This window comes from Stenotrophomonas sp. YJH_SMC_32 (assembly GCF_059369975.1).
On record NZ_JCAFTE010000008.1, the window covers coordinates 54,699 to 76,879 of the forward strand.

Annotated in this window: 17 protein-coding genes; 10 read left to right on the forward strand and 7 right to left on the reverse strand. The window is 66.3% G+C overall.

Features of this window, described 5'->3' with window-relative positions; genetic code table 11:
- Window positions 1-145 precede the first annotated feature (145 nt).
- The 4 genes from AC5P7S_RS11965 (at window position 146) to AC5P7S_RS11980 (ending at window position 5,229) form a co-directional block, all read left to right on the forward strand.
- Entirely contained in the window at window positions 146-2,209 is a 2,064-nt protein-coding gene (locus AC5P7S_RS11965; protein WP_095378367.1) for a 3-hydroxyacyl-CoA dehydrogenase NAD-binding domain-containing protein, read from the forward strand.
- A 660-nt stretch (window positions 2,210-2,869) separates the two neighbouring features.
- Window positions 2,870-3,733: a pirin family protein gene (locus AC5P7S_RS11970; RefSeq protein ID WP_005418267.1), complete on the forward strand. Its 864-nt coding sequence runs from the start codon at window positions 2,870-2,872 to the stop codon at window positions 3,731-3,733.
- Window positions 3,734-3,854: 121 nt separating this feature from the next.
- Window positions 3,855-4,574, forward strand: coding sequence for an aquaporin Z (gene aqpZ, locus AC5P7S_RS11975; protein ID WP_032954396.1), 720 nt, complete (start codon window positions 3,855-3,857; stop codon window positions 4,572-4,574).
- A 196-nt stretch (window positions 4,575-4,770) separates the two neighbouring features.
- Window positions 4,771-5,229: a hypothetical protein gene (locus AC5P7S_RS11980; protein ID WP_032954397.1), complete on the forward strand. Its 459-nt coding sequence runs from the start codon at window positions 4,771-4,773 to the stop codon at window positions 5,227-5,229.
- Window positions 5,230-5,357: 128 nt separating this feature from the next.
- Here the strand turns inward: AC5P7S_RS11980 and AC5P7S_RS11985 are convergent, their stop codons facing one another.
- Window positions 5,358-6,209, reverse strand: a complete 852-nt coding sequence (locus tag AC5P7S_RS11985) for a pirin family protein (protein WP_095378366.1) — start codon at window positions 6,207-6,209, stop codon at window positions 5,358-5,360.
- A 215-nt stretch (window positions 6,210-6,424) separates the two neighbouring features.
- Here AC5P7S_RS11985 and AC5P7S_RS11990 point away from each other — a divergent pair, with 215 nt between their 5' ends.
- Both AC5P7S_RS11990 and AC5P7S_RS11995 read left to right on the forward strand, forming a co-directional pair.
- A complete protein-coding gene (locus AC5P7S_RS11990; protein WP_005418274.1) occupies window positions 6,425-8,506 on the forward strand; it encodes a carbon starvation CstA family protein in 2,082 nt (693 codons plus the stop codon).
- Window positions 8,506-8,730, forward strand: a complete 225-nt coding sequence (locus AC5P7S_RS11995; protein ID WP_005410613.1) for a YbdD/YjiX family protein — start codon at window positions 8,506-8,508, stop codon at window positions 8,728-8,730. Before AC5P7S_RS11990 ends, AC5P7S_RS11995 begins: the two co-directional genes overlap by 1 nt.
- Before the next feature lie 221 nt (window positions 8,731-8,951).
- On the opposite strand, the gene AC5P7S_RS12000 is transcribed toward AC5P7S_RS11995, so the two are convergent.
- The 3 genes from AC5P7S_RS12000 to AC5P7S_RS12010 all read right to left on the reverse strand — a co-directional run bounded on the left by AC5P7S_RS12000 (window position 8,952) and on the right by AC5P7S_RS12010 (window position 12,309).
- Window positions 8,952-10,202 (reverse strand): DUF819 family protein, encoded by a 1,251-nt coding sequence (locus tag AC5P7S_RS12000; protein WP_005418276.1) that lies wholly within the window; start codon window positions 10,200-10,202, stop codon window positions 8,952-8,954.
- Between the two features lie 120 nt (window positions 10,203-10,322).
- Window positions 10,323-11,609 (reverse strand): sensor histidine kinase, encoded by a 1,287-nt coding sequence (locus AC5P7S_RS12005; RefSeq protein ID WP_005418277.1) that lies wholly within the window; start codon window positions 11,607-11,609, stop codon window positions 10,323-10,325.
- Window positions 11,596-12,309: a response regulator transcription factor gene (locus AC5P7S_RS12010; RefSeq protein ID WP_005418278.1), complete on the reverse strand. Its 714-nt coding sequence runs from the start codon at window positions 12,307-12,309 to the stop codon at window positions 11,596-11,598. Before AC5P7S_RS12010 ends, AC5P7S_RS12005 begins: the two co-directional genes overlap by 14 nt.
- Window positions 12,310-12,439: 130 nt before the next feature.
- On the opposite strand from AC5P7S_RS12010, the gene AC5P7S_RS12015 reads away from it, so the two are divergent.
- From AC5P7S_RS12015 to AC5P7S_RS12030, 4 genes are all read left to right on the forward strand, one after another.
- Window positions 12,440-14,143, forward strand: coding sequence for an ArnT family glycosyltransferase (locus AC5P7S_RS12015; protein ID WP_005418279.1), 1,704 nt, complete (start codon window positions 12,440-12,442; stop codon window positions 14,141-14,143).
- Window positions 14,144-14,254: 111 nt separating this feature from the next.
- The gene (locus AC5P7S_RS12020; protein ID WP_032954399.1) at window positions 14,255-15,022 is read left to right on the forward strand and encodes a phosphatase PAP2 family protein; all 768 of its coding nucleotides are present in this window, start codon (window positions 14,255-14,257) and stop codon (window positions 15,020-15,022) included.
- Complete coding sequence (locus AC5P7S_RS12025) at window positions 15,019-16,668, forward strand: phosphoethanolamine transferase (RefSeq protein WP_095378365.1); 1,650 nt, start codon at window positions 15,019-15,021, stop codon at window positions 16,666-16,668. Before AC5P7S_RS12020 ends, AC5P7S_RS12025 begins: the two co-directional genes overlap by 4 nt.
- 681 nt (window positions 16,669-17,349) lie before the next feature.
- A complete protein-coding gene (locus AC5P7S_RS12030; protein WP_262232995.1) occupies window positions 17,350-19,314 on the forward strand; it encodes a M2 family metallopeptidase in 1,965 nt (654 codons plus the stop codon).
- A 114-nt stretch (window positions 19,315-19,428) separates the two neighbouring features.
- On the opposite strand, the gene AC5P7S_RS12035 is transcribed toward AC5P7S_RS12030, so the two are convergent.
- The 3 genes from AC5P7S_RS12035 to AC5P7S_RS12045 all read right to left on the reverse strand — a co-directional run bounded on the left by AC5P7S_RS12035 (window position 19,429) and on the right by AC5P7S_RS12045 (window position 22,157).
- A complete protein-coding gene (locus tag AC5P7S_RS12035) occupies window positions 19,429-19,821 on the reverse strand; it encodes a hypothetical protein (protein ID WP_095378363.1) in 393 nt (130 codons plus the stop codon).
- A gap of 68 nt (window positions 19,822-19,889) precedes the next feature.
- Entirely contained in the window at window positions 19,890-20,786 is an 897-nt protein-coding gene (locus tag AC5P7S_RS12040) for a siderophore-interacting protein (RefSeq protein WP_005418287.1), read from the reverse strand.
- A 144-nt stretch (window positions 20,787-20,930) separates the two neighbouring features.
- On the reverse strand, window positions 20,931-22,157 hold the full coding sequence (locus AC5P7S_RS12045; protein WP_053500685.1) for a multidrug effflux MFS transporter: 1,227 nt from the start codon (window positions 22,155-22,157) through the stop codon (window positions 20,931-20,933).
- Between the last annotated feature and the right edge of the window lie 24 nt (window positions 22,158-22,181).

Genomic DNA, 22,181 nt, shown 5'->3' on the forward strand with positions numbered 1-22,181 from the left:
ACCAGCTTTTAACCACCGTTCCGTTAGCGTCCCGGTCCACGGCCATGGATCCGGGGGCGCCACTCCCCTGCTATTGGGATTTGACGCGAGGGAAACAACCTCTGGATCATAGCCGCTTCTCCATACACAACCGGATGGAACGTCCATGCTTTCAGGCTTCGATGGTCTCCGCTTCAGCCACTGGCACCCCGAGATCCGCGACGACGGCGTGGTGGTTCTCTCCCTGGATCGTCAGGACAGCAGCGTCAACGCGATGTCGCAGGACGTGCTGCTGGAGCTGGGCGACCTGCTTGAGCGCATCGCGCTGGACCCACCCAGGGGCGTGGTGGTCCAGTCGCTGAAGAAGGCCGGCTTCATTGCCGGTGCCGACCTGAAGGAGTTCCAGGAATTCGACCGTCGCGGCACCGTCAATGACGCGATCCGTCGTGGCCAGGCCACCTATCAGAAGCTGGCCGAGCTGCCCTGCCCCACCGTTGCGGCGATCCACGGCCACTGCCTGGGAGGCGGCACCGAACTGGCGCTGGCCTGCCGCTACCGCGTGGCGTCCAATGACAGCAGCACCCGCATCGGCCTGCCGGAAACCCAGCTGGGCATCTTCCCGGGCTGGGGCGGCAGCGCCCGCCTGCCGCAGTTGGTGGGCGCGCCGGCGGCAATGGACTTGATGCTGACCGGCCGCACCCTGTCGGCCTCGGCCGCGCGTGGCATCGGCCTGGTCGACAAGGTGGTGGCGCCAGCGGTGGTGCTCGACACCGCCGTCGCGCTGGCGCTGTCCGGCACCACCCGCCCGTTCAAGCAGCGCGCGACGGCATGGGCCACCAACACCTGGCTGGCACGCAGGCTGCTGGCGCCGCAGATGGTCAAGCAGGTCGCACGCAAGGCGAAGAAGGACCAGTACCCGGCGCCGTACGCGCTGATCAGCACCTGGCAACGCAGTGGCGGCAAGCCCATCCAGGCCCGCTTGGACGCCGAGCGGCGCGCCGTGGTCAAGCTGGCCAGTACACCGACCGCGCGCAATCTGATCCGTATCTTCTTCCTCACCGAGCGACTGAAGGGCCTGGGCAGTGGTGATTCCGGCATCCGTCACGTGCACGTGGTCGGCGCCGGCGTGATGGGCGGCGATATCGCCGCGTGGGCCGCTTACAAGGGCTTCGAGGTGACCCTGCAGGACCGCGAGCAGCGCTTCATCGACCCGGCCATGGAACGCGCGCAGGCGCTGTTCGCCAAGAAGGTGCGCGACGAAAGCAAGCGCCCCGCCGTGGCCGCACGCCTGCGTGCCGACCTGGAAGGCAATGGGGTTGCCGAAGCGGATCTGGTGATCGAGGCGATCATCGAGAACCCGGAAGCCAAGCGTGCGCTGTACCAGACGCTGGAACCGAAGATGAAGCAGGACGCCCTGCTGACCACCAATACCTCGTCGATCCCACTGGTGGAACTGCGCGATCACATCCAGCGCCCGGCGCAGTTCGCCGGCCTGCACTACTTCAACCCGGTAGCGCAGATGCCGCTGGTGGAAATCATCCACCACGATGGCATGGCGCCGGAGACCGAGCGCCGCCTGGCCGCGTTCTGCAAGGCGCTGGGCAAGTTCCCGGTGCCGGTGGCCGGCAGTCCGGGCTTCCTGGTCAACCGCGTGCTGTTCCCGTACATGCTGGAAGCGGCCACCGCCTACGCCGAAGGCGTCCCGGGCCCGGTGATCGACAAGGCCGCAGTGAAGTTCGGCATGCCGATGGGCCCGATCGAACTGATCGATACCGTCGGCCTGGACGTGGCCGCCGGAGTCGGCCGCGAACTGGCACCGTTCCTGGGCCTGCAGATTCCGGCCGCGCTGCAGACGGTGGAACCGGACAAGCGTGGCAAGAAGGATGGCCAGGGCATCTACACCTGGGAAAACGGCAAGCCGATGAAGCCGGACGTGGCCAGCGACTACCAGGCCCCGGCCGACCTGGAAGACCGCCTGATCCTGCCGCTGTTGAACGAGGCCGTGGCGTGCCTGCACGAAGGCGTGGTGGCCGATGCGGACCTGCTGGATGCCGGCGTGATCTTCGGCACTGGTTTCGCCCCGTTCCGCGGCGGTCCGATCCAGCACATCCGCGCAGTGGGAGCCGATGCGATCGTCGAGCGGTTGAAGGCGCTGCAGCAGCGCCACGGCGACCGTTTCGCCCCGCGCCCGGGCTGGGACAACCCCGCCCTGCGCGAACCAGTGGTTTGAGTTGATCGGCCGGGCCTGCGGCCCGGCACCCGCAGAGGCAACCGCCGAAGGAAAAGCCAAACCCAGAGCCAGAGCCAGAGCAACAGCCGGCTCTGGCTTTTCTGTTTGTTGGGCGGGGCGGTGTCGGGTTGCGGGGACGCCGTAAACCCGTCCTTGGGGGCTTGGCCGCGGCATCCATGCCACGGACACCCCGCAACCCGACACCGCCCCACCCCTGACAGTTTCCCGGTGACGGTGGGTGAACTGCGATGGCTGTAGGTGTCGACCTTGTTCAGCACGGATCATTACGAACTGGCGGGTGTCGACCTTGGTCGACACCAAGAGCGAAGCGACCGGCGTTTGATTTTGATTTTCTATTTTCTTCTCCGTGGCTGGACGCACACGGAAACTGTCAGAGGCCGGGCGGGTGGGTGGCGCAGGGGCGTGAGCCGCATGGATGCGGCGATCGAGCTTACATGGACGTACTTGCAGCGTTCCCTGCGCCACCCACCCGCCCGGCCAAGCGCGGCTTTTGATCTTGCTTCCGCCTTCAGCGACCAACCCCACAGCCACGAGGGGCTGCGCCGTTGGCTGGAACACCCTGTTACCCATACGAGGCATGTCCCCGTCACAGCCGCATGCGATGCTGACCACCTGATCCCTGCCAGCGAGAACGCCCGCATGACCACCATCATCGCCCCGCGCGTGCACGACATCGGCGGCCTCGAAGTCCGCCGCGCCGTCCCCACCCTGCAGGCGCGCAGCATCGGCTCGTTCGTGTTCGTCGACCAGATGGGCCCGGCACTGATGCACCCCGGCACCGCCATCGACGTGCGCCCGCATCCGCACATCGGCCTGGCCACGGTTACCTATCTGTGGTCGGGCGCCATCGGCCACCGCGACACCCTGGGCTCGGATCAGGTGATTCGTCCCGGTGACGTCAACTGGATGACCGCCGGCCGCGGCATCGCCCATTCCGAACGCACGCCACAATCGGACCGCGACCATGACAACCCGATCCACGGCATGCAGACCTGGGTCGCGTTGCCGAAGTCGCATGAGGAAATCGAGCCGGCGTTCTATCACCATGCCGCTGCCACCCTGCCCGAGCAGCGCCGCAAGGGTGCCTGGCTTCGGGTGATCGCTGGCCGCGCCTATGGCGAGGAATCGCCGGTGAAAGTGTTCGCCGATACGCTCAATGTGGCGATCGATCTGGACCCGGACGCGGAAATCGACATCGACGACGGTCACCGCGAGCGCGCGTTGTACATCCTTGAGGGCGACGCGCAGTTGGATGGCGTGGACATTCCCGCACAGCACCTGGTCATCCCCGAAGCCGGCGCACGCGGCCGCCTGCGCGCAAAGACACCGGTGAAGGCGATGCTGTTCGGTGGCGAGCCGCTGGATGGCCCGCGCCACCTGTGGTGGAACTTCGTGTCCAGCTCGAAAGAGCGTATCGAGCAGGCGAAGCACGATTGGGAAGCCGGTCGCTTCGGCACCATCCCCGGCGACGACAAGGAGTTCATCCCGCTGCCGCAGTACTGAGCATCGCGTGTTGCACACATCCTAGGGTGTATTCCTGCACCCGGCGTTGACGCTACAGTCACCCGCTGATCATTGAAATGTGACATAAATCACACTTTCGACCGTCAAAGGAGTGCAACACATGAGCATGGGTAAACGCTTGTCCGCCGAGTTCCTCGGCACGTTCTGGCTGGTTCTGGGTGGCTGTGGCAGTGCAGTGCTGGCCGCCAAGTTCGGTGGTGACGGCAATCCGCTGGGTATCGGCTTCCTCGGCGTGGCGCTCGCCTTCGGCCTGACCGTGGTGACCGGCGCCTATGCGTTCGGCCATATCTCCGGTGCGCACTTCAATCCGGCGGTCAGCGTCGGCCTGTGGGCCGGTGGTCGTTTCCCGACCAAGGACCTGGTGCCGTACATCATCGCCCAGGTTGCGGGCGGCCTGCTGGCCGGCTTCATCCTGCTGCAGATCGCCTCCGGCGCCAGCGGCTTCGCCATCGATGGCAGCCAGGCCGGAGCGTTCGCCAGCAATGGCTATGGCGCGCTGTCGCCCGGTGGTTACAGCGTGGCTGCGGCCTTCCTGTGCGAAGTGGTCCTGACCGCGGTGTTCCTGATCGTGATCATGGGCTCCACCCACGGCAAGGCACCGGCCGGGTTCGCCCCGCTGGCGATCGGCCTGTCGCTGACCCTGATCCACCTGATCAGCATCCCGGTCACCAACACCTCGGTGAACCCGGCCCGCTCCACGGCCGTGGCCTTCTTCGCCGGCAGCGGTGCGGTCAGCCAGTTGTGGCTGTTCTGGGTCGCCCCGTTGCTGGGTGGCGCGATTGGCGGCCTGATCTACAAGTGGATCGGCAACGACCGCTGATCCCCGCAGCAACCATTGCGGCCGACCCTCGGCCGCAATGGTTGCGCTTGCAACCGCGAATTGTGCGATTGCTCACGTTCCGTTAAGGTTGAGTTGACCGTCCGTGCACATGCCGGATGGGGGGCGTCCGGGGATGGGATGCCATGGTCGCCGGCTCTGCTGGCGAAGCCAACCAATTCATCACCTTGGGGGATGCATGAAGTTCGTGCCTGTCATGTTGTCGAGCCTGCTTTTCGCTGCGGCCCACGCCGCCGCGCAGGCGCCGTCCGAATGTCCTTCGCTGCCGGCCAGCAGCGGTCTGCAGTGGCAGCAGCAGGTGCAGGCCGATTTCCTGGTCTGCCGCGCCAGCACCCCTGATGGCCGCGAAGTGCTGAGCCTGATGCTCAGCGCGCGTGACCCGTCCATTCCGCTGAACCGCTCGCTGCGGCAGGAAAAAGGCAGCTTCGGCGGTGAATCGCTGTACTGGTACCAGCCCGACCTGGGCGGCCAGCAACCGCCGGGGTATGCCGAACGGCGCATCAGCGTGGTCAAGCTCGACAAGGGGCGTTACGCGCAGATTTCGCTGTATCCGGACAGCGCGCAGGAGCTGGGGTCACTGCAACAGCTGGCGCAGGGCATGAGCCTGACCCCGTCGGCCGTGGCCGCCGGGCGCTGAGGATGACTGGGATGACTGCCTGGCAGCATCCCCGCAGCGCGACCCCATCCAACGGTTGTGCCGGTCGCTGGCCGGCACCCCGATCCGCCTACATGCGAGGCAGTTGCCGGCCAGCCGCCGGTACTACGTCAGAACTTGCCTTCCTGGAAATCGACGAAGGCCTGCATCAGTTCCTGCCGCGTGTTCATCACGAACGGCCCGTGGCGCATCACCGGTTCGCGCAGCGGACGGCCGGCCACCAGGATCAGGCGCGCGCCTTCATTGCCGGCCGAGATGTGCAACTGCTCGCCACCGCCCAGCACCGCCAGTTCCTGGCGGGCGACGTCGCGCGCGGCGTCCTGCTCACCCACGGTCACGCCACCTTCGAACACGTACGCAAAGGCGTTGTGCCCTTCCGGCAGCGCATAGGTCCAGGCACGGTCGGGCGCCAGCGTGATGTCGAGGTAGAGCGGGTCGGTGGCCGGTTGCACGATCGGGCCGCGGGTGCCATTGACCGTGCCAGCAATAACCTTCACCCCCACGCCCGCTTCCGGGTGCACCACCGGAATCCGCTCAGGCGCGAACTCCTGGTACTTCGGCTCGGTCATCTTCTCCTTCGCCGGCAGGTTCACCCACAGTTGGAAGCCACGCATCTGCCCGCTTTCCTGCTCGGGCATCTCCGAGTGCACCAGGCCGCGGCCAGCGGTCATCCACTGCACGCTGCCCGGGGTCAGCAGGCCTTCGTTGCCATGGTTGTCGCGATGCCGCATGCCCCCGTCGAGCATGTAGGTGACGGTCTCGAATCCGCGGTGCGGATGCTCCGGGAAACCGGCGATGTAGTCCTCGGCGCGGTCGGTGCCGAATTCGTCGAGCAGCAGGAACGGATCGAGGTCGGGCAGCGTCGGGCCACCGATGACGCGGGTCAGGCGCACTCCGGCACCGTCGGAGGTGGGCATGCCACGGATGGTCCGCAGCACGCGGACCGGTTCGGGAAAGCTCATGGCGACTCCTGTTGGATGGATGCCACTGAAGATGGACGCCGCACGGCCACACGCCAATGGACGGCGCCGCAACCGATTGTTCCATCCCTGATGTTCGCTGCACGTCAGCACAACAAGCGTACGACCAAAGTACTACCGCCGATTCGTCCTGTGCCAATTGACCCTGTCGAGGGCACGCGGGACTCTTTGACTGTCTTTCCGGGAGAGAGCACCTCATGAAAGGGTTTTCCAAAATAGGCTGGGCGGTCCTCGCCCTGCTCGGCGCCTTCTGTCTGGGCACCGTGGCCCTGCGCCGCGGCGAACACATCAATGCGCTGTGGATCGTCGTCGCCGCGGTGTCGCTGTACCTGGTGGCTTACCGCTTCTACAGCCTGTTCATCGCCAACAAGGTGATGCAGCTCGATCCGACCCGGGCCACGCCGGCGGTGATCAACAACGATGGCCTGGACTACGTGCCGACCAACAAGCACGTATTGTTCGGCCACCACTTCGCCGCCATCGCCGGCGCCGGCCCGCTGGTCGGCCCGGTCCTGGCCGCGCAGATGGGCTACCTGCCTGGACTGCTGTGGCTGGTGGTGGGCGTGGTGCTGGCCGGTGCGGTGCAGGACTTCATGGTGCTGTTCCTGTCCAGCCGTCGCAACGGCCGTTCGCTGGGCGACCTGGTAAGAGAAGAGATGGGCCAGGTACCCGGCACCATTGCGTTGTTCGGTGCGTTCCTGATCATGATCATCATCCTGGCGGTGCTGGCGATGGTGGTGGTCAAGGCGCTGGCCGAAAGCCCGTGGGGCATGTTCACGGTAATCGCGACGATGCCTATCGCCATCCTGATGGGCGTGTACATGCGCTATATCCGCCCCGGCAAGATCGGCGAGATCTCGGTGGTCGGCCTGATCCTGCTGCTGGCCGCGATCTGGTACGGCGGCAAGGTCGCCGCCGACCCGGTGTGGGGCCCGGCGTTCACGTTCACTGGCACCCAGATCACCTGGATGCTGATCGGCTACGGCTTCGTCGCATCGGTGCTGCCGGTGTGGCTGTTGCTGGCCCCGCGCGACTACCTGTCGACCTTCCTCAAGATCGGCACGATCATCGCGCTGGCCGTCGGCATCCTGATCGTGATGCCGGAACTGAAGATGCCGGCGCTGACCCAGTTCGCCGCCAGTGGCGACGGCCCGGTGTGGAAGGGCGGCATGTTCCCGTTCCTGTTCATCACCATCGCCTGCGGTGCGGTCTCTGGTTTCCATGCGCTGATTTCCTCCGGCACCACGCCGAAGCTGCTGGCCAATGAAGCGCACATGCGCTACATCGGCTACGGCGGCATGCTGATGGAATCGTTCGTGGCGGTGATGGCACTGGTGGCCGCATCGATCATCGACCCGGGCATCTACTTCGCGATGAACAGCCCGGCTGCGGTGATCGGTGCCGATGCTGCGTCGGCGGCGCACTACATCACCAACACCTGGGGCTTCACCATCACGCCGGAGCAGCTGACCGCGACCGCGGCGGCGATCGGCGAGCCGACCATCCTGCATCGTGCAGGTGGCGCGCCGACACTGGCGGTGGGCATCGCGCAGATCCTGCACGAAGCAATCCCCAGTGGCAGCGACGCAATGATGGCGTTCTGGTACCACTTCGCGATCCTGTTCGAAGCATTGTTCATCCTGACCGCGGTGGACGCCGGCACCCGTGCTGGACGCTTCATGCTGCAGGACCTGCTGGGCAACTTCGTGCCGGCGCTGAAGAAGACCGAGTCGTGGACCGCCAACATCATCGGTACCGCCGGTTGCGTGGCGCTGTGGGGCTACCTGCTCTACACCGGTGTGGTCGATCCGTTCGGCGGCATCCAGACCCTGTGGCCGTTGTTCGGCATCTCCAACCAGATGCTGGCCGGTATCGCACTGATGCTGGGCACGGTAGTGCTGTTCAAGATGAAGCGCGACCGCTATGCGTGGGTCACTGCGGTACCGGCGGTGTGGCTGCTGATCTGCACCACCTATGCCGGCTTCATCAAGATCTTCGACAGCAACCCGGCGCAGGGTTTCCTGGCACAGGCACACAAGTTCCAGGCCGCGCTCGCCAGCGACACGATCACGGCGCCGGCCAAGTCGGTGGCGCAGATGAAGCAGATCGTGGTCAACGCCTACGTCAATACCGGCCTGACCGCGCTGTTCCTGCTGGTGGTGGGCGCAGTCCTGGTGTATTCGATCAAGACCATCCTGGCGGCACGCCGCAATCCGCAGCGCAGCGACCGCGAGACCCCTTACGTGGCGCTGAAGCCGCATGAAATGGTGGATCTGTGATGAGTACGCAACTGGTTCCCGCCGGCCAGTACCAGGCGCACCGCCGCATCTGGCGGCGCCTGGTGCAGACCGCACGACTGTGCTGTGGCATTCCTGATTACGACAACTACGTCCGGCATATGCTGGAAAAGCATCCGGACCAGGAGCCGATGGACTACAAGACGTTCTTCCGCGAGCGCCAGGAAGCGCGCTACGGCGGACGCAATGGTGGCCGCTGCTGTTGATGCTCAGGTTCGACAGCGCTGCAGCGGCCTTCAGTAGATCCACGCCATGCGTGGATGAAGACCGCCGCTGATCGAATGGTGTCCGGGGTCAGATCCGTTTCCTCCGGGAAACGGATCTGACCCCTTCTTTGAAAAAGGCCGAGCGCGGGCTCGGCCCTACACGGGCAGAGCGGGTTCGCGGCGCACGCCGCGAACCCGCAACAGGATCGTCCGGTCAGAACTCAGGCGCCGGCCATCCACTTCAGGATCAGGCCGGTGACATAAGCCAACCCGGTACCGGTGGCATAGCCCACCGTACCCAGCAGCACCCCCACCGGCGCCAGCGTCGGATGGAAGGCCGCGGCTACCACGGGTGCCGAGGCGGCCGCCCCGATGTTGCCCTGCGAACCTATCGCGAAGAAGAACAGCGGCGCGCGCAGCAGCTTGGCCACCACCCACAGCACCAGCACATGCGTGGCCATCCAGATCGCGCCGAGCAGGAACAGCCACGGCCGATCCAGCAGCGACAGCAGGTTCATCTGCATGCCGATGCAGGCGATCAGGAAGTACAGAAACACCGTGCCCAACCGCGAAGCGCCTGCGGCTTCCAGCCGGCGCGCACGGGTGAAGCTCAGGCCCAGGCCCATCGCCGTGGACAGCAGGATCACCCACACGAACTGGCTGTCCAGGCTGAACTGGCTGGCCCAGCTGACGTTGGCCTTGAACCAGCCCGACAGCGGTGCGGCGATGGCGTGGGCCAGGCCGACGCCCCCCAGTGCCACGCCGACGATCACCATCAGGTCGGTCATGCTGGGAATGCGCGCGTTCTGTGCCTCGTAGGCGCTGATGCGTGCCTTCATCTCGTCGATGGCGCGCGTATCGGCCCCGTTGCGGGTGTCGATCTGCTGCGCGCGGTTGGCCAGGAACAGCAGGATCGCCATCCACAGGCTGGCGCAGGCCACGTCGACCACGGCGAACTGGCCGAAGGTGGTGGCGTCGGTGCCGAACACCTCACGCATGGCGACCATGTTGGCGCCGCCACCGATCCAGCTGCCGGCCAGTGCGGCCATGCCGGCCCAGGTATCACCGGCCACCGTTTCCGGATGGATCAGCTTCATCAGCTGGAAGGAGACGATCGCACCGAGCATGATGCCAGCGGTACCGGCACAGAACACAAGCAACAGCTTCGGCCCCAGCTTGATGACGCCCTTGAGGTCGATCGACAGCGTCAGCAGGACCAGCGCGGCCGGCAGCAGCACGTCACGCGCGACCGGGTTGTACAGCGAGGTGTTGTGGCCATCGATGACACCGGCGGTGTTGTAGATGGCGGGGATGAAATAGCACAGCAGCAGTGCCGGCACCCAGGCGAAGATCTTCTTCAACAGCGGGGTCGGACCACTGGCGGCCCAGAAGATCAGGGCCAGGGTGGCGGCAATCAGGCCCAGTCCAACGATATCGTTGCTGATCAGGGCAGTAGCGGGTTCGGTCGGCATGGGATCCTCTGTCGATCGAAAGAGCGGGAAAAAAAAGCGCCGCATGAAGCGGCGCAGGTCGAGATTAACACTGTCTTCACGCCGGGTCATGCCGCAGCGCGGAGCAGGTCGGCCGTCCGATCAGGCGGGGCGCGAAGCGCCGAAGTCCAGGGTGACACGCGTCCCGCGCGGTTGGCAGGGCTGCAACTGCAGCGTCCAGCCCAGGTGCTCGCACAGCCGCGCGATCAGGTCCAGGCCGATGCCACTGCCTCGATCGGCACGCTCACCGCGGGCCATGCGCGCGTGGATCGCCGCGATCTCCTCCGGGCTCATCCCATGCCCGGGGTCCTGCAGCGTCAGTACCGCCGACGAACTCAGCTGCAGCTCGATATGGCCGCGGCCGCTGTTTTCGATGGCATTGCGCAGCAGGTTGCCGATCGCCGCCTGCACCACCGCCAGCGGCGCGACGATATCCACCGGCGCGGCCTGGATACCGATGCTCAGGTCCTTGTCGCCGAGAAGGTGTCGATGGTCGTCGACGATCTCCGGCAGCAGCTGGTCCAGTGCGATGCGCTCGGCACGCGCGGCCAGGCGCGCAGGATCACGCGCCAGCACCAGCAGCAGCTCGATCAGCTGCTCCACGCTCTGTGCCGTGCGCAGGACCCGCTGCATCTGCTGGCGGGCACGTTCGGGCAAGCCCGGTTGCTCCAGCGCCAGCTCGGCTGCACCGGTCATCACTGCGATCGGCGTGCGCAGTTCGTGGCTGGCGGTACTGATGAAGACCCGCTCACGCTCGACGAACTGCTCGTTGCGGTCCAGGTAGTCGTTCAGCGCATCGGCGATGGTGTGCAGCTCGGAACTGCCGCGCGGGTCGACCTCGATGCGCTGGCCCTGAACGCCCGGCCGCAATGCGCCGATGTGCTGGGCCAGCAGGCTCAACGGGCGCACCATGCGTTCCATACCGAAGGACGCCATCAGCACGGTGACGAAGATCATGATCACCCCGGCCAGCATCACCCAGCGCGTGGCGAACTGCTCCAGGTCATGGAAGTCGGAGATGTCCAGCGCCAGCGCGACACGTCCCATCGACCGGGTCTCGCGCACCATCACCGCCGTCTCCCGGCCTTTGATCATCACGCCGTCGTGAAGGCCCGGATGCAGCGTACGCAGGCTGTCAGGCAGGTTGACTGCATCGAAGCGGTACAGGCTGAGCGTGTCCGAATCCTGCCAGCGATAGTGCGGCTCATGCTCGACGTGCTCGACGATGCTGTCCAGTTCGGAATTGAGCAGCGCGCGCCAGGCGGCATGTTCGGCGTGTTCGTGCACGTAGTTGCCGACGCTGAACACGGCGATCGACAGCAGGGCCAGGTAGCCCAGCAACCACCACACCACGCGCCGGTACAGCGGGCCCGGCCTACGCGCCTTCATCATCATCCTTGCCTGCACCGGCGGCCGCAGTCACCGCAAGACGGTAACCAACCCGCGGCAGGGTGTGGATCAGCTTGTCGGCAAACGGACCGTCGACGCTGCGGCGCAGCTCGTAGACATGCGAGCGCAGCAGGTCACCATCCGGTGGCTCATCGCCCCACAGGGCGAACTCCAGCTGTTGGCGGGTGACCGCACCGGGGCTGGCACGCATCAGCACCTCCAGCAGCTTGCGGCAGGCCGGGTACAGGTGGAGTACCTGCCCCCCCCGCTGGGCTTCGAGGGTCGCCAGGTCCAGCACCAGGTCGCCCACCTGCAGGCGCTTGCGCGGGTTCCGGCCCTGCGCACGCAGCAGCAGCGCCTCCAGCCGAACTTCCAGCTCGGGCAGGGCGAACGGCTTGGTCAGGTAGTCGTCGGCACCTGCGCGGAATCCGGTGATCTTGTCCGGCAGCTCGTCGCGCGCGGTCAGCATGATCACCGGCACCTCCGAAGCGTGCTCGGCGCGCAGGCGACGCAGCACCTCCGGCCCCTCCATGCGTGGCAGCATCCAGTCCAGGATCACCGCGTCGTAGGGGTGGCTGCCGGCCAGGTGCAGGCCGGTGATGCCGTCCGGGGCCACGTCGAGCACATGCCCGCGCGACTCGAAGTAGTCGAACAGGTTGGCCACCAGCTGGCGGTTGTCCTCGATCACCAACAGACGCATGCACGAAACATCCACGGAAGTTCGTACCATGGTAGCGCTGCGCATGTCGGAATGCGGTCGCCCCGGCCTCCTCTGACGCTTTTCCAACCCCCGCCACCTCAGAATGGCCGTTTTGCTCCCGGAGCCTGCCGTGCCCGTAGCCCTGCCCCGCCGTTGGCGCCTGCCCCTGTTGTGGCTGTTGATCGTTGCTGCGCTGGCAGCGGGGATCGGCCTTCGGCAGCCGCAGCCACCGGACGAGCCGCGCTTCGTGCTGGCGGCCCGCACCATGGTCGAAAGCGGGCAATGGCTGCTGCCGCACCGGGGCGTGGAGCTGTATGCGGAGAAGCCGCCGGTCTTCATGTGGCTGCAGGCGGCGGCCTACGAGATCGTCGGCAGCTGGCAGTGGTCGTTCCTGCTGCCGTCGCTGCTGGGCGCCCTGCTCAGCCTGTGGTTGGTGTCGGATCTGGCACGCCGACTGTGGTCACCGCGGCATTCCCTGTACGCCCTGGCGGCGCTGTTCTGCACCCTGCAGTTTGGCCTGATGGCCAAGCGCGCGCAGATCGACATGGTGCTGGTCGGCATGACCACGGTGGCCCTGTGGGGCTTGATGCGCCACCTGTGCGAACGCCGCAACCTGGCTGCCTTGTGGCTGGCGGGGTTCGCCGCTGGCCTCGGCACGGTGACCAAAGGCGTGGGTTTCCTGCCGCTGCTGATGGTCCTGCCGTGGTTCGGCTGGTGGCTGTACCAGCGTCGCCGCGGTCGCAGCGTGGACGGCCCCCACCCGGCAACGCTGCTGTGGCTGATCCCGGCCTTCCTGCTGGGCGTGTCGGTGTGGCTTGCCCCGCTGGGCTGGGCGCTGCTGCACACGCCCAGCGCCGAACTGCAGGCCTACGCGCATGAACTGTTGTTCAAGCAGACCGGTACCCGCTATGCCAACGCCTGGCACCATCGCCAACCGGCCTGGTACTACCTGCAGGTGATCCTGACCCTATGGCTGCCGGGCAGCCTGCTGCTGCCGCTGCTGTTCAAGCCGTGGTGGCGCCGCATCCGCCGGGGCGACCGCCGGCAGTGGCTGCTGCTGGGCTGGGCGCTGCTGGTGCTGGTGTTCTTCAGCGCCAGCCCGGGCAAGCGCGAGGTCTATGTGCTGCCGATGCTGCCTGCGATGGCACTGGCGGTTGCGCCGTTGTTGCCCGGCTTGCTGCGCCGGCTGTGCGTGCGCCGCTATCTGTTCGGCTACAGCGTGGTGCTGATGCTGGCCACCGGCGTGCTCGGCGTGATGCTGATGACCGAGCACCCGTGGGCCTTGGCGCAACTGGAGCGCCGGGCCATGCCCGATGCGCTGCTGCCGGTGCTGGGTGATGGCCTGCTGACCTTCGCCATCGCGCTGGCCACGCTGGTCGTCTGGTTGCGGGTGCGCCGCGCCACGACACTGGTGCTGTTGACCCACGGCATGCTGTGGATGCTCTACGGCCTGGTGCTGATTCCGGCACTGGATCCCTACGCATCGGCATCGGCGCTGATGCGCCGCGTCGGCGCACGGATCGGTCCGGACGCCGAACTGGCGCTGGTCGCCTGGCGCGAGCAGAACCTGCTGCAGGCTGACCGCCCGGTACGCGAGTTCGGCTTCAAGCGGCCCTGGGCCGAGCAATGGCACGATGCCGGCCCCTGGCTCGCCGAAGCGCCGGAAAAGCGCTGGTTGCTGGTGCTGGACGAGGCGATGAGTCCCTGCGTGGATCCGGCCAAGGTGATCGATATCGGTGTTGCCAACAGGAATCGTTGGCAACTGCTTCCCGGTACTGCATGGAACCCGGAATGCCATGCCGAGCGGACAGGATCGACCGCCGAAGAAGACTGAACGCTGACACGTGCCGGGCAAGCATTAACCAGGCACGAACGAGCGTCCGACCCTTCTCCGACATCGAGGTGACGAGCATGACCGCGGATTCCCGAACCGCCCCTTCCCCGCATGCCCGTCCGTCCCCTTGATGCGATAGCACCGCTTGCGACATCGCCACTGGCGTCAAAATTTGCCGTAACGCACATCTGGCTGCCTGTCGCAATCGGTTTGCCCGTGTTTGCGCTGCTGATGGGATTCGGCGGCGATCAGTGGGTGGCCGACCACCTGTTCCGTCTTGAGGGCGCCCATTGGGCATTGCAGGACGCCTGGATCACCCGCAGCGTCGTGCACAAGGCCGGTAAATGGTTGAGCACTGCGGCGGCGCTGGTCGTGCTCCTGCTGTGCTTCCATCACTGGCGTAAGGGTCGCGATCGCACCCTGCAGTGGGCGCTGCTTTATGTCGTAATTGCCATTGCACTGGGCACCGGCGTGATCTCCCTGCTGAAGTCGCTGGTGCCGATGGAATGCCCCTGGGATCTGCTGCGCTACGGTGGCCACCAGCCTTTCATCGGGCTTTTCACGGCGCGCCCCGCAGGCATGGCCGCGCAGGCCTGCTTCCCGGCGGGCCACGCCAGCGCGGGTTATGCATGGTTGTCCCTTTACTTTTTTGCCCTGCTGTGGCGCCCTTCATGGCGCTGGGCCGGGTTGTGGATCGGTCTTGGCACCGGTCTGGTGTTCGGCATCAGCCAGCAGCTGCGCGGCGCGCACTTCCTCTCGCATGACGTCGCCACCGCATTGATCTGCTGGCTGCTTTCGCTCGGCCTGTATCTGATCGTCAAACGCGTCCTGACACGCCGTCAGCGGGACCGTCCCAACCGCCAGGAGGCAAACGCATGAGTGCATCGGTCCAACGGCCCGCCCGCCTCCCCGCCCTTGCGGGTCTGCGCCACTGGCGGCCGCAGCTGTCCACCGAAGCGCTGATCGCGCTGACCAGCCTGTTCTTCGCGGTAGCCGGGAATGGCCTGTTCTGGCACAGCGCGATGGCCAGCCATCCAGGCAGCCTGCGCTACGCGCTTTCGCTGCTGCTGTTGCTGCTGGGCGCTCACGGCGTGCTGCTGGGCATCCTGGTCTGGCGCTGGAACGCCAAGGTGGTGATCAGCCTGTTGCTGCTGGTGACCGCATTCGCCGCGCACTACATGAGCCGCTACCACATCTACCTGGATGCGGACATGCTGCGCAACGTACTGGCGACCGACCCCAAGGAAAGCCGCGAGCTGATGACCGTGTCGCTGCTGTGGCCGGTACTGTTGCTGGCGGTGTTGCCGATGGCGGTGTTGTGGCGCGTGCAGCTGCGTCGCCGCAGCTGGGGCCGCAGCCTGCTGTGGCGACTGGGGTTCCTGGCGGTGGCCGCGGTGACCGCCGTCGGCGGCGCGTTGATCTCGTTCCAGGATGTTTCGGCACTGATGCGCAACCAGCGCGAAGTGCGTTACCTCGCCACCCCGGCCAACGTGCTGCTGGGCATGCCGCGTGCGCTGCGTGGCGACAACCCGGTGCAGCGCGCACCGAAGCTGCCGATCGGCACCGACGCCAAGGCCACTCCGCGAGCGCCGGCCAGCAAGCCGCGCCTGCTGGTGATCGTCATGGGCGAGACCGTGCGTGCGCAGAACTGGGGCCTCAACGGTGGCCGCAACACCACTCCGGAACTGGCGCAGGCCAGCGTGATCAATTTCCCGGACATGCATTCGTGCGGCACCAGCACGGAGGTCTCGCTGCCGTGCCTGTTCTCGCCGTGGGGCCGCCACGACTACGACGAGAAGAAGATCCGTGCGCACCAGTCGCTGCTGCACGTACTGAACCGCGCCGGCATCGCGCCGCTGTGGCGTGACAACCAGTCCGGCTGCAAGGGCGTGTGCGAGGGCCTGGACTTCCAGTCATTGTCCGACGCCACCACATCCGGCCTGTGCGCCGATGGCCGCTGCATGGACGAGATCCTGCTGCAGGACCTGGCCACCCAAGTGCGGGCCAAGCCCGGCGACCGGGTCGTGGTGCTGCACCAGCTGGGCAACCACGGCCCGGCCTATTTCGAGCGCTATCCGCCCGCGTTCCGCCGCTTCACCCCGACCTGCGACACCCGTGACATCGGCCGCTGCTCGCGCGAAGAGATCACCAACAGCTATGACAACGCGGTGCTGTACACCGATCATTTCCTGAGCAAGACCATTGGTACCCTGCAGGGCATGCAGGATTACGACACGGCGATGATCTACCTGTCCGACCATGGTGAATCGCTGGGCGAGAAGGGCCTGTTCCTGCATGGCGTGCCGTATGCGATCGCACCGGCCGAGCAGACCCGCGTACCGATGACGATGTGGTTCTCGCCGGGCTTCGCCAGCAGCCGTGGGTTGGATCTGCAGTGCGTGCGCAAGCGTTCGGCGGCGTATACCGACCACGACAACCTGTTCCCGTCGGTGCTGGGCCTGATGCAGGTGAAGACGGCGCTGTACGAGCGCGATCGCGACGTGTTCGCCAACTGCGAAGTTTGAGGGTGGTTTGGCGGGGCTTGCAGCCCTGCACCCGCAGGGGCAACGGCAACGGCCGAAGCAACAGCAGAAGCGGGTTTCCTGAGGGGTGGCGGGGTGGGTCCGGTTGCGGGGGACGCTGCAAGTACGTCCATGTAAGCTCGGTCGCCGCATCCATGCGGCTCACGCCCCCGCAACCGGACCCACCCCGCCTTCGACAGTTTTTCGCGATCTGATGGAATGACCTTGGGGTCAGATCCGTTTTCCGGAGGAAAACGGATCTGACCCCATTCTGATTGTCGATACCTGACAGATGTGTTGACCAAGGTCGACACCTACCAACAGCCGCCACGATCTGTCAGACGTGGGGCGGTGTGGGCTTGCAGGACCGTTGGCGCCATGGACGGCGCCATCGAGCCCCCTTGGGTGAGGGCGCCTTGCTTGCGAAGCACTGCTTCGCAAGCGCCCGAACGCACAGCCGCCAGCGGCTGGGCCGGACCCCCGGAGGGGGGGTTTACGGCGTGTCCTGCAAGCCCACACCGCCCCGCCATCCTTCGGAATGCACGCTGTTGCTGCTGCTTCGGCCTTTGCCCTTGCTTGAAAGCCTCTGCGGGTGCCGGGCGCCGCCCGGCCGACTTCCGCCACTTGCGGTGGCAGCGACGGCCCACTAGCCTTCGGCCGTCGTTCACCACCCAAGGACCGCCCGTGAAACACCGTCATCTCCTGCTGGCCTCGGCAATCGCCGCCGCCACGCTGGCCCTGGCCGCCTGCAAGAAGGAAGCTGCCCCAGGCACCGATACCGCCAGCAGCAGCGCTCCGGCCGGTGAAACCGCCGACCAGTTCGTGGCCCGCATCAATGCCGAATTCAAGGCCGCTTACCCGGAGATGACCTCGGCGCAGTGGCTGTCCTCCACCTACATCAACGGTGATTCGGAACGCATTGCGGCCAAAGCCAACGAGCGTTCGCTCACCCAGCTCAACAGCTGGATCGAACAGGCCGCCAAGTTCGACGGCAAGCCGATGAGCGAGGACAGCAAGCGCGCGATCCACCTGCTGAAGCTGATGTCGTCGATGCCGGCGCCGCGCGACCCGGCCAAGCTGGCCGAGCTGACCCAGATCGCCACCCGCATGGAAGGCAGCTACGGTGCCGGCAAGTACTGCACCGATGCCAATGATCCGAGCTCCTGCCGCCAGCTGGGCGAGCTGGAACAGGTGCTGGCGCGCAGCCGCGACTACGACAAGCAGCTCGACGCCTGGCAGGGCTGGCACAGCACCACCAAGAGCATGCGCGGCGACTACCAGAAGTTCGTCGGCCTGGTGAACGAGGGCGCCAAGGGCATGGGCTTTACCGATGCCGGTCAGATGTGGCGCAGCGGCTATGACATGCCGCCCGAACAGATCGGCCCGGAAACCGACCGCCTCTGGGAACAGGTCAAGCCGATGTACGAGCAGCTGCACTGCTACGCACGCGGCAAGCTGGACAAGACCTACGGCAAGGACAAGGCCGAAGTGGGCAACGGCCTGATCGCCGCGCACCTGCTGGGCAACATGTGGCAGCAGGACTGGTCGAACCTGTGGGACCAGCTGGAACCGTACCCGGGTGCCGGCAGCCTGGACATCACCGCTGCACTGGAAAAGCAGTACCAGACCAACCTGAGCGCGGCGCTGGCCAAGGCCGGCAAGGACGCCAACGTAGCGGCCCAGTACAAGGCGCAGCGCGAAGCCGAACTGCGTACCGCCAAGCAGATGACTGAACGCGCACAGGACTTCTATGTGTCGCTGGGCATGCCGTCGCTGCCGCAGTCGTACTGGGAACGCACCCAGTTCATCAAGCCCGACGACCGCGATGTGGTCTGCCACGCCAGCGCCTGGGACATGAACATGGAAGGCGATGTGCGCACCAAGATGTGCATCAAGCCGAACGAAGAGAACTTCACCACCATCTACCACGAGCTGGGCCACATCTATTACGACCTGGCCTACAACCCGCTGCCGCCGCTGTTCCAGGGCGGTGCCAACGATGGCTTCCATGAGGCGATCGGCGACACCATCGTGCTGGCGATGACGCCCAAGTACCTCAGCTCGATCGGCCTGGTCGATGCACCGACCGAGAGCCGCGAAGCGGTCATCAACAACCAGATGCGCATGGCGCTGTCGGGCGTGTCGTTCCTGCCGTTCGGGCTGATGATCGACCGCTGGCGCTGGGGCGTGTTCGATGGTTCGATCACCGCCGACAACTACAACAAGGCGTGGTGGGACCTGAAGGCCAAGTACCAGGGCGTGGCCCCGGCCAGCACCCGTGGCGAGGAATTCTTCGATCCGGGCGCGAAGTACCACGTGCCGGGCAACACCCCGTACACCCGCTACTTCCTGGCCCGCATCCTGCAGTTCCAGTTCTACAAGGGCCTGTGCGATGCGGCCGGCTACAAGGGCCCGCTGCACGAGTGCACCTTCTACGGCAACAAGGAAGCCGGCCAGAAATACTGGGCGATGCTGAGCAAGGGTGCCAGCCAGCCGTGGCAGGCCACGCTGAAGGAGCTGACCGGCACCGACAAGCTCGATGCCGGCCCGATGATCGAGTACTTCACTCCGGTCAACGAGTGGCTGAAGCAGCAGAACGAAGGCCAGATGTGTGGCTGGCAGGCCAACGCCGCCCCGGCGGCGAAATGAGAAAAGGGGCGGGTCCGCAAGGATCCGCCCCTGATGTAGCGCCGGGCCATGCCCGGCGGCTCTTCATCGCACCGCTGCGCTCGCCGGGCATGGCCCGGCGCTACCCACGGCGGATCAGCTGTCCTTCTTCGCCGCCATCGCCGCGGCCAGTTCCGCCTTGAATTCCTCGAAGGTCTGGCCCTTCTCTTTCGCTTCGGCGTGCGCGGCGTCGCGCAGCGCATCGGAGTACATCAGGCGCACCGGCGTGCCGTTGCGCTCGTGCAGTTCACCGGCCTGCATGATCAGCGCCAGTACCTGTGCGGCAGAGTCACTGTGGCCGGCGATACGGCCGTCCATGCCCAGCACCCATTCGCCGTCGCGGCGCACGACACCGGCCAGCAGGGTGCGCTGCGCGTCGCGCAGTTCGGCATGCGGCTCCACCGGCGAAGCCTGGGCAGCGGCCTTGTTGACGGCCTGCTTTTCCTGGCGACGGCGCTGGTCGCGGCGGGTCTTGGAGCTGGTGGACATGGTGCAATACCGCTGCGAGGGGGGCGCAAGGATAGCGCACCCCACCCGCCACGCCGCTTCACACCCGCTCAATCCAGCACTTTGCCGTGCCGCCAGTAGCCCATGAAGGTGATCGCGCGGCGGTCCAGCCCGCAGTCACGGACCAGATGGCGACGGATCGCCATCACCGCCCCCGCCTCGCCTGCCACCCAGGCATACAGCGGCCCTGCCACGCTGGCATCGGCCTGTTCCCAGAGGATCTGCGTATCGACGTCGATCTCCTCCGGCGCATCGCCGGCAACCACGCCCGAGGCCGCTGCCAGCCGCGCCTGCACCGCCTGCAACAGAGGCGCCCCGTACGCCGCGCGCCCGCGCGGCAGCCAGACCAGCTCGGCGGTAGCCGGTGCCTTCAGCGGCACCGCGTCGCCGGCCTGCGCCACTTCCAGCAAGGCCAGCGTACGCGGCGGATCCACCATGGCCGCCAGTTCCTCAAGAATGCCAGCCACCGCCGGTAACGCGGTTTCATCGGCCACCAGCAGCACCTGGCCGACGCCGGCCGGCGGCTTCCATTCCCAACCTTCACTGCTGTCGGCGCAGTCGGCATCGGGAGCCAGCAACACCACACGGTCGCCGGGGCGTGCATGGATGGCCCAGCGTGAGGCCGGCCCGGTCTCGCCATGCAGCACGAAATCAACATCGACCTCGCCCAGCTCTGCACGCAGCTGGCGGATGGTGTAGGTGCGCATCGGCGGGCGCTGATCGTCCGGCAGCGCCCGGTAGCGCGGATACCAGTCCTCGCCGCAGGGCACCTGCGGCAGGTCCTGGCCAGGCAAGGGGAAGAACACCTTGATGCGCTGGTCCGGGCCTTCGGTCTTCATCCGCGCCACGTCGGCGCCGGTGAACACCATGCGGTCCAGGGAAGGGGAAAGAACGCGGCGCTCCTTCAGCGCCACCTCGAACAGGCGGTAGGTCTGCTGCGCAGCCATTTGGGGGAAACCTCATGCAACGACATCGGATCGGCTGGCTGTCGTGCATCCACGCACCGGCTGGCTGGAGTGCCCAGCCTAGTCCGGCCGTTCTCTGCCGCAAGTGTTTCGGGCATCGTGGCCCGCCCTACCCCTGCGCGCTGCTCAGTGACCCGTGCAGGCTGCCTGCGCCGCACGCTCGCGCTGGTGTTCCCAGTACCAGAACACGAAACCGGCGCCGAAGAACGCCGCCTGGCCCAGTGCCAGGTGCAGCGGGCTACCGCTCAGCAGTGGTGACACCACGCCGGCCACCACGGTGCTGATCATCAGCTGCACAAAGGCCTGCAGCGACGAGGCCAGGCCGCGCTGATGCGGGTACATGTCCAGTACCGCCAGCGCCAGGATCGGGAAGATCAGCGCCATGCCCATGCCCCCCAGGAAGATCGGCAGTACCGCCCATGGCAGTACGAACTGTGGCGACAGCACCACGTAGCCAACGTTCAACAGCACCGACAATGCGCACAGGCCGAAACCAATGGAGACCTGGCGGGTGGGCGTGGTGTGCCCGGCCATGCGCCCGGACAGGAATGAGCCAGTGGTCATGCCGCCGATGGTCGGGATGAACAACCAGGCAAACCCGCCCTCGCCCAGGTGCAGGTGCTGCATCACGAACACCGGCGCCGAGGAGATGTACAGGAAGATTCCACCAAAGCCGATGCTGCCGGCCAGCGCCAGGCGCAGGAAGCGTGGATTGAAACCGATGCGCACGTAATCACGCATCAACGCGCGCGGTGACAACGGCACGCGCGCTTCGACCGGATGGGTCTCGGGAAGGTAGCGTGCAGTGGCCGCCAGCAGGACCAGCCCGAACACCACCAGGAACCAGAAGATCAGCGGCCATCCCGCGCCACTGAGCAGGATCCAGCCACCGATGATCGGCGCGATGGCCGGGGCGATGCCGAACAGCATGGACACCTGGCTCATCAGCCGCTGCGCGTCATGGCCGTGGTACAGGTCGCGGATCACCGCGCGGCCGACGATCATGCCGACACCCGCCGACAGGCCCTGCAGGGCGCGGAAGGCCAGCAGTGTGGTCAGGTCGGTGGACAGTGCGCAGCCCACCGAGGCGCCGACGAACACCACCAGTCCACCGAGGATCACCCGCTTGCGGCCCCAGGCGTCGGACAGCGGGCCGTGCGCCAGGCTCATCAGGCCGTAGAACAGCAGGTACACGCTGATGGTCTGCTGCACCGCCACCTCGTCCACCGCCAGGCGCCGGGCCAGCTGCGGGAAGGCCGGGAAGATGGTGTCGATCGAGAACGGGCCGAACATGGCCAGGCCGGCAAGCAGCAGGGCCATGCGGCGGGTGGAGGGAGCAACAGCGGCGGTCATGGGAAGGGCGTCCGGCAGGGCCAT

Excerpts from the sequence above, each read along its gene's own strand:
- AC5P7S_RS11965 (WP_095378367.1), top strand. The coding sequence starts at position 146 with ATGCTTTCAGGCTTCGATGGTCTCCGCTTCAGCCACTGGCACCCCGAG.
- AC5P7S_RS11970 (WP_005418267.1), top strand. The coding sequence starts at position 2,870 with ATGACCACCATCATCGCCCCGCGCGTGCACGACATCGGCGGCCTCGAA.
- aqpZ (WP_032954396.1), top strand. The coding sequence starts at position 3,855 with ATGAGCATGGGTAAACGCTTGTCCGCCGAGTTCCTCGGCACGTTCTGG.
- AC5P7S_RS11980 (WP_032954397.1), top strand. The coding sequence starts at position 4,771 with ATGAAGTTCGTGCCTGTCATGTTGTCGAGCCTGCTTTTCGCTGCGGCC.
- AC5P7S_RS11985 (WP_095378366.1), bottom strand. The coding sequence starts at position 6,209 with ATGAGCTTTCCCGAACCGGTCCGCGTGCTGCGGACCATCCGTGGCATG.
- AC5P7S_RS11990 (WP_005418274.1), top strand. The coding sequence starts at position 6,425 with ATGAAAGGGTTTTCCAAAATAGGCTGGGCGGTCCTCGCCCTGCTCGGC.
- AC5P7S_RS11995 (WP_005410613.1), top strand. The coding sequence starts at position 8,506 with ATGAGTACGCAACTGGTTCCCGCCGGCCAGTACCAGGCGCACCGCCGC.
- AC5P7S_RS12000 (WP_005418276.1), bottom strand. The coding sequence starts at position 10,202 with ATGCCGACCGAACCCGCTACTGCCCTGATCAGCAACGATATCGTTGGA.
- AC5P7S_RS12005 (WP_005418277.1), bottom strand. The coding sequence starts at position 11,609 with ATGAAGGCGCGTAGGCCGGGCCCGCTGTACCGGCGCGTGGTGTGGTGG.
- AC5P7S_RS12010 (WP_005418278.1), bottom strand. The coding sequence starts at position 12,309 with ATGCGTCTGTTGGTGATCGAGGACAACCGCCAGCTGGTGGCCAACCTG.
- AC5P7S_RS12020 (WP_032954399.1), top strand. The coding sequence starts at position 14,255 with ATGCCCGTCCGTCCCCTTGATGCGATAGCACCGCTTGCGACATCGCCA.
- AC5P7S_RS12025 (WP_095378365.1), top strand. The coding sequence starts at position 15,019 with ATGAGTGCATCGGTCCAACGGCCCGCCCGCCTCCCCGCCCTTGCGGGT.
- AC5P7S_RS12035 (WP_095378363.1), bottom strand. The coding sequence starts at position 19,821 with ATGTCCACCAGCTCCAAGACCCGCCGCGACCAGCGCCGTCGCCAGGAA.
- AC5P7S_RS12040 (WP_005418287.1), bottom strand. The coding sequence starts at position 20,786 with ATGGCTGCGCAGCAGACCTACCGCCTGTTCGAGGTGGCGCTGAAGGAG.
- AC5P7S_RS12045 (WP_053500685.1), bottom strand. The coding sequence starts at position 22,157 with ATGACCGCCGCTGTTGCTCCCTCCACCCGCCGCATGGCCCTGCTGCTT.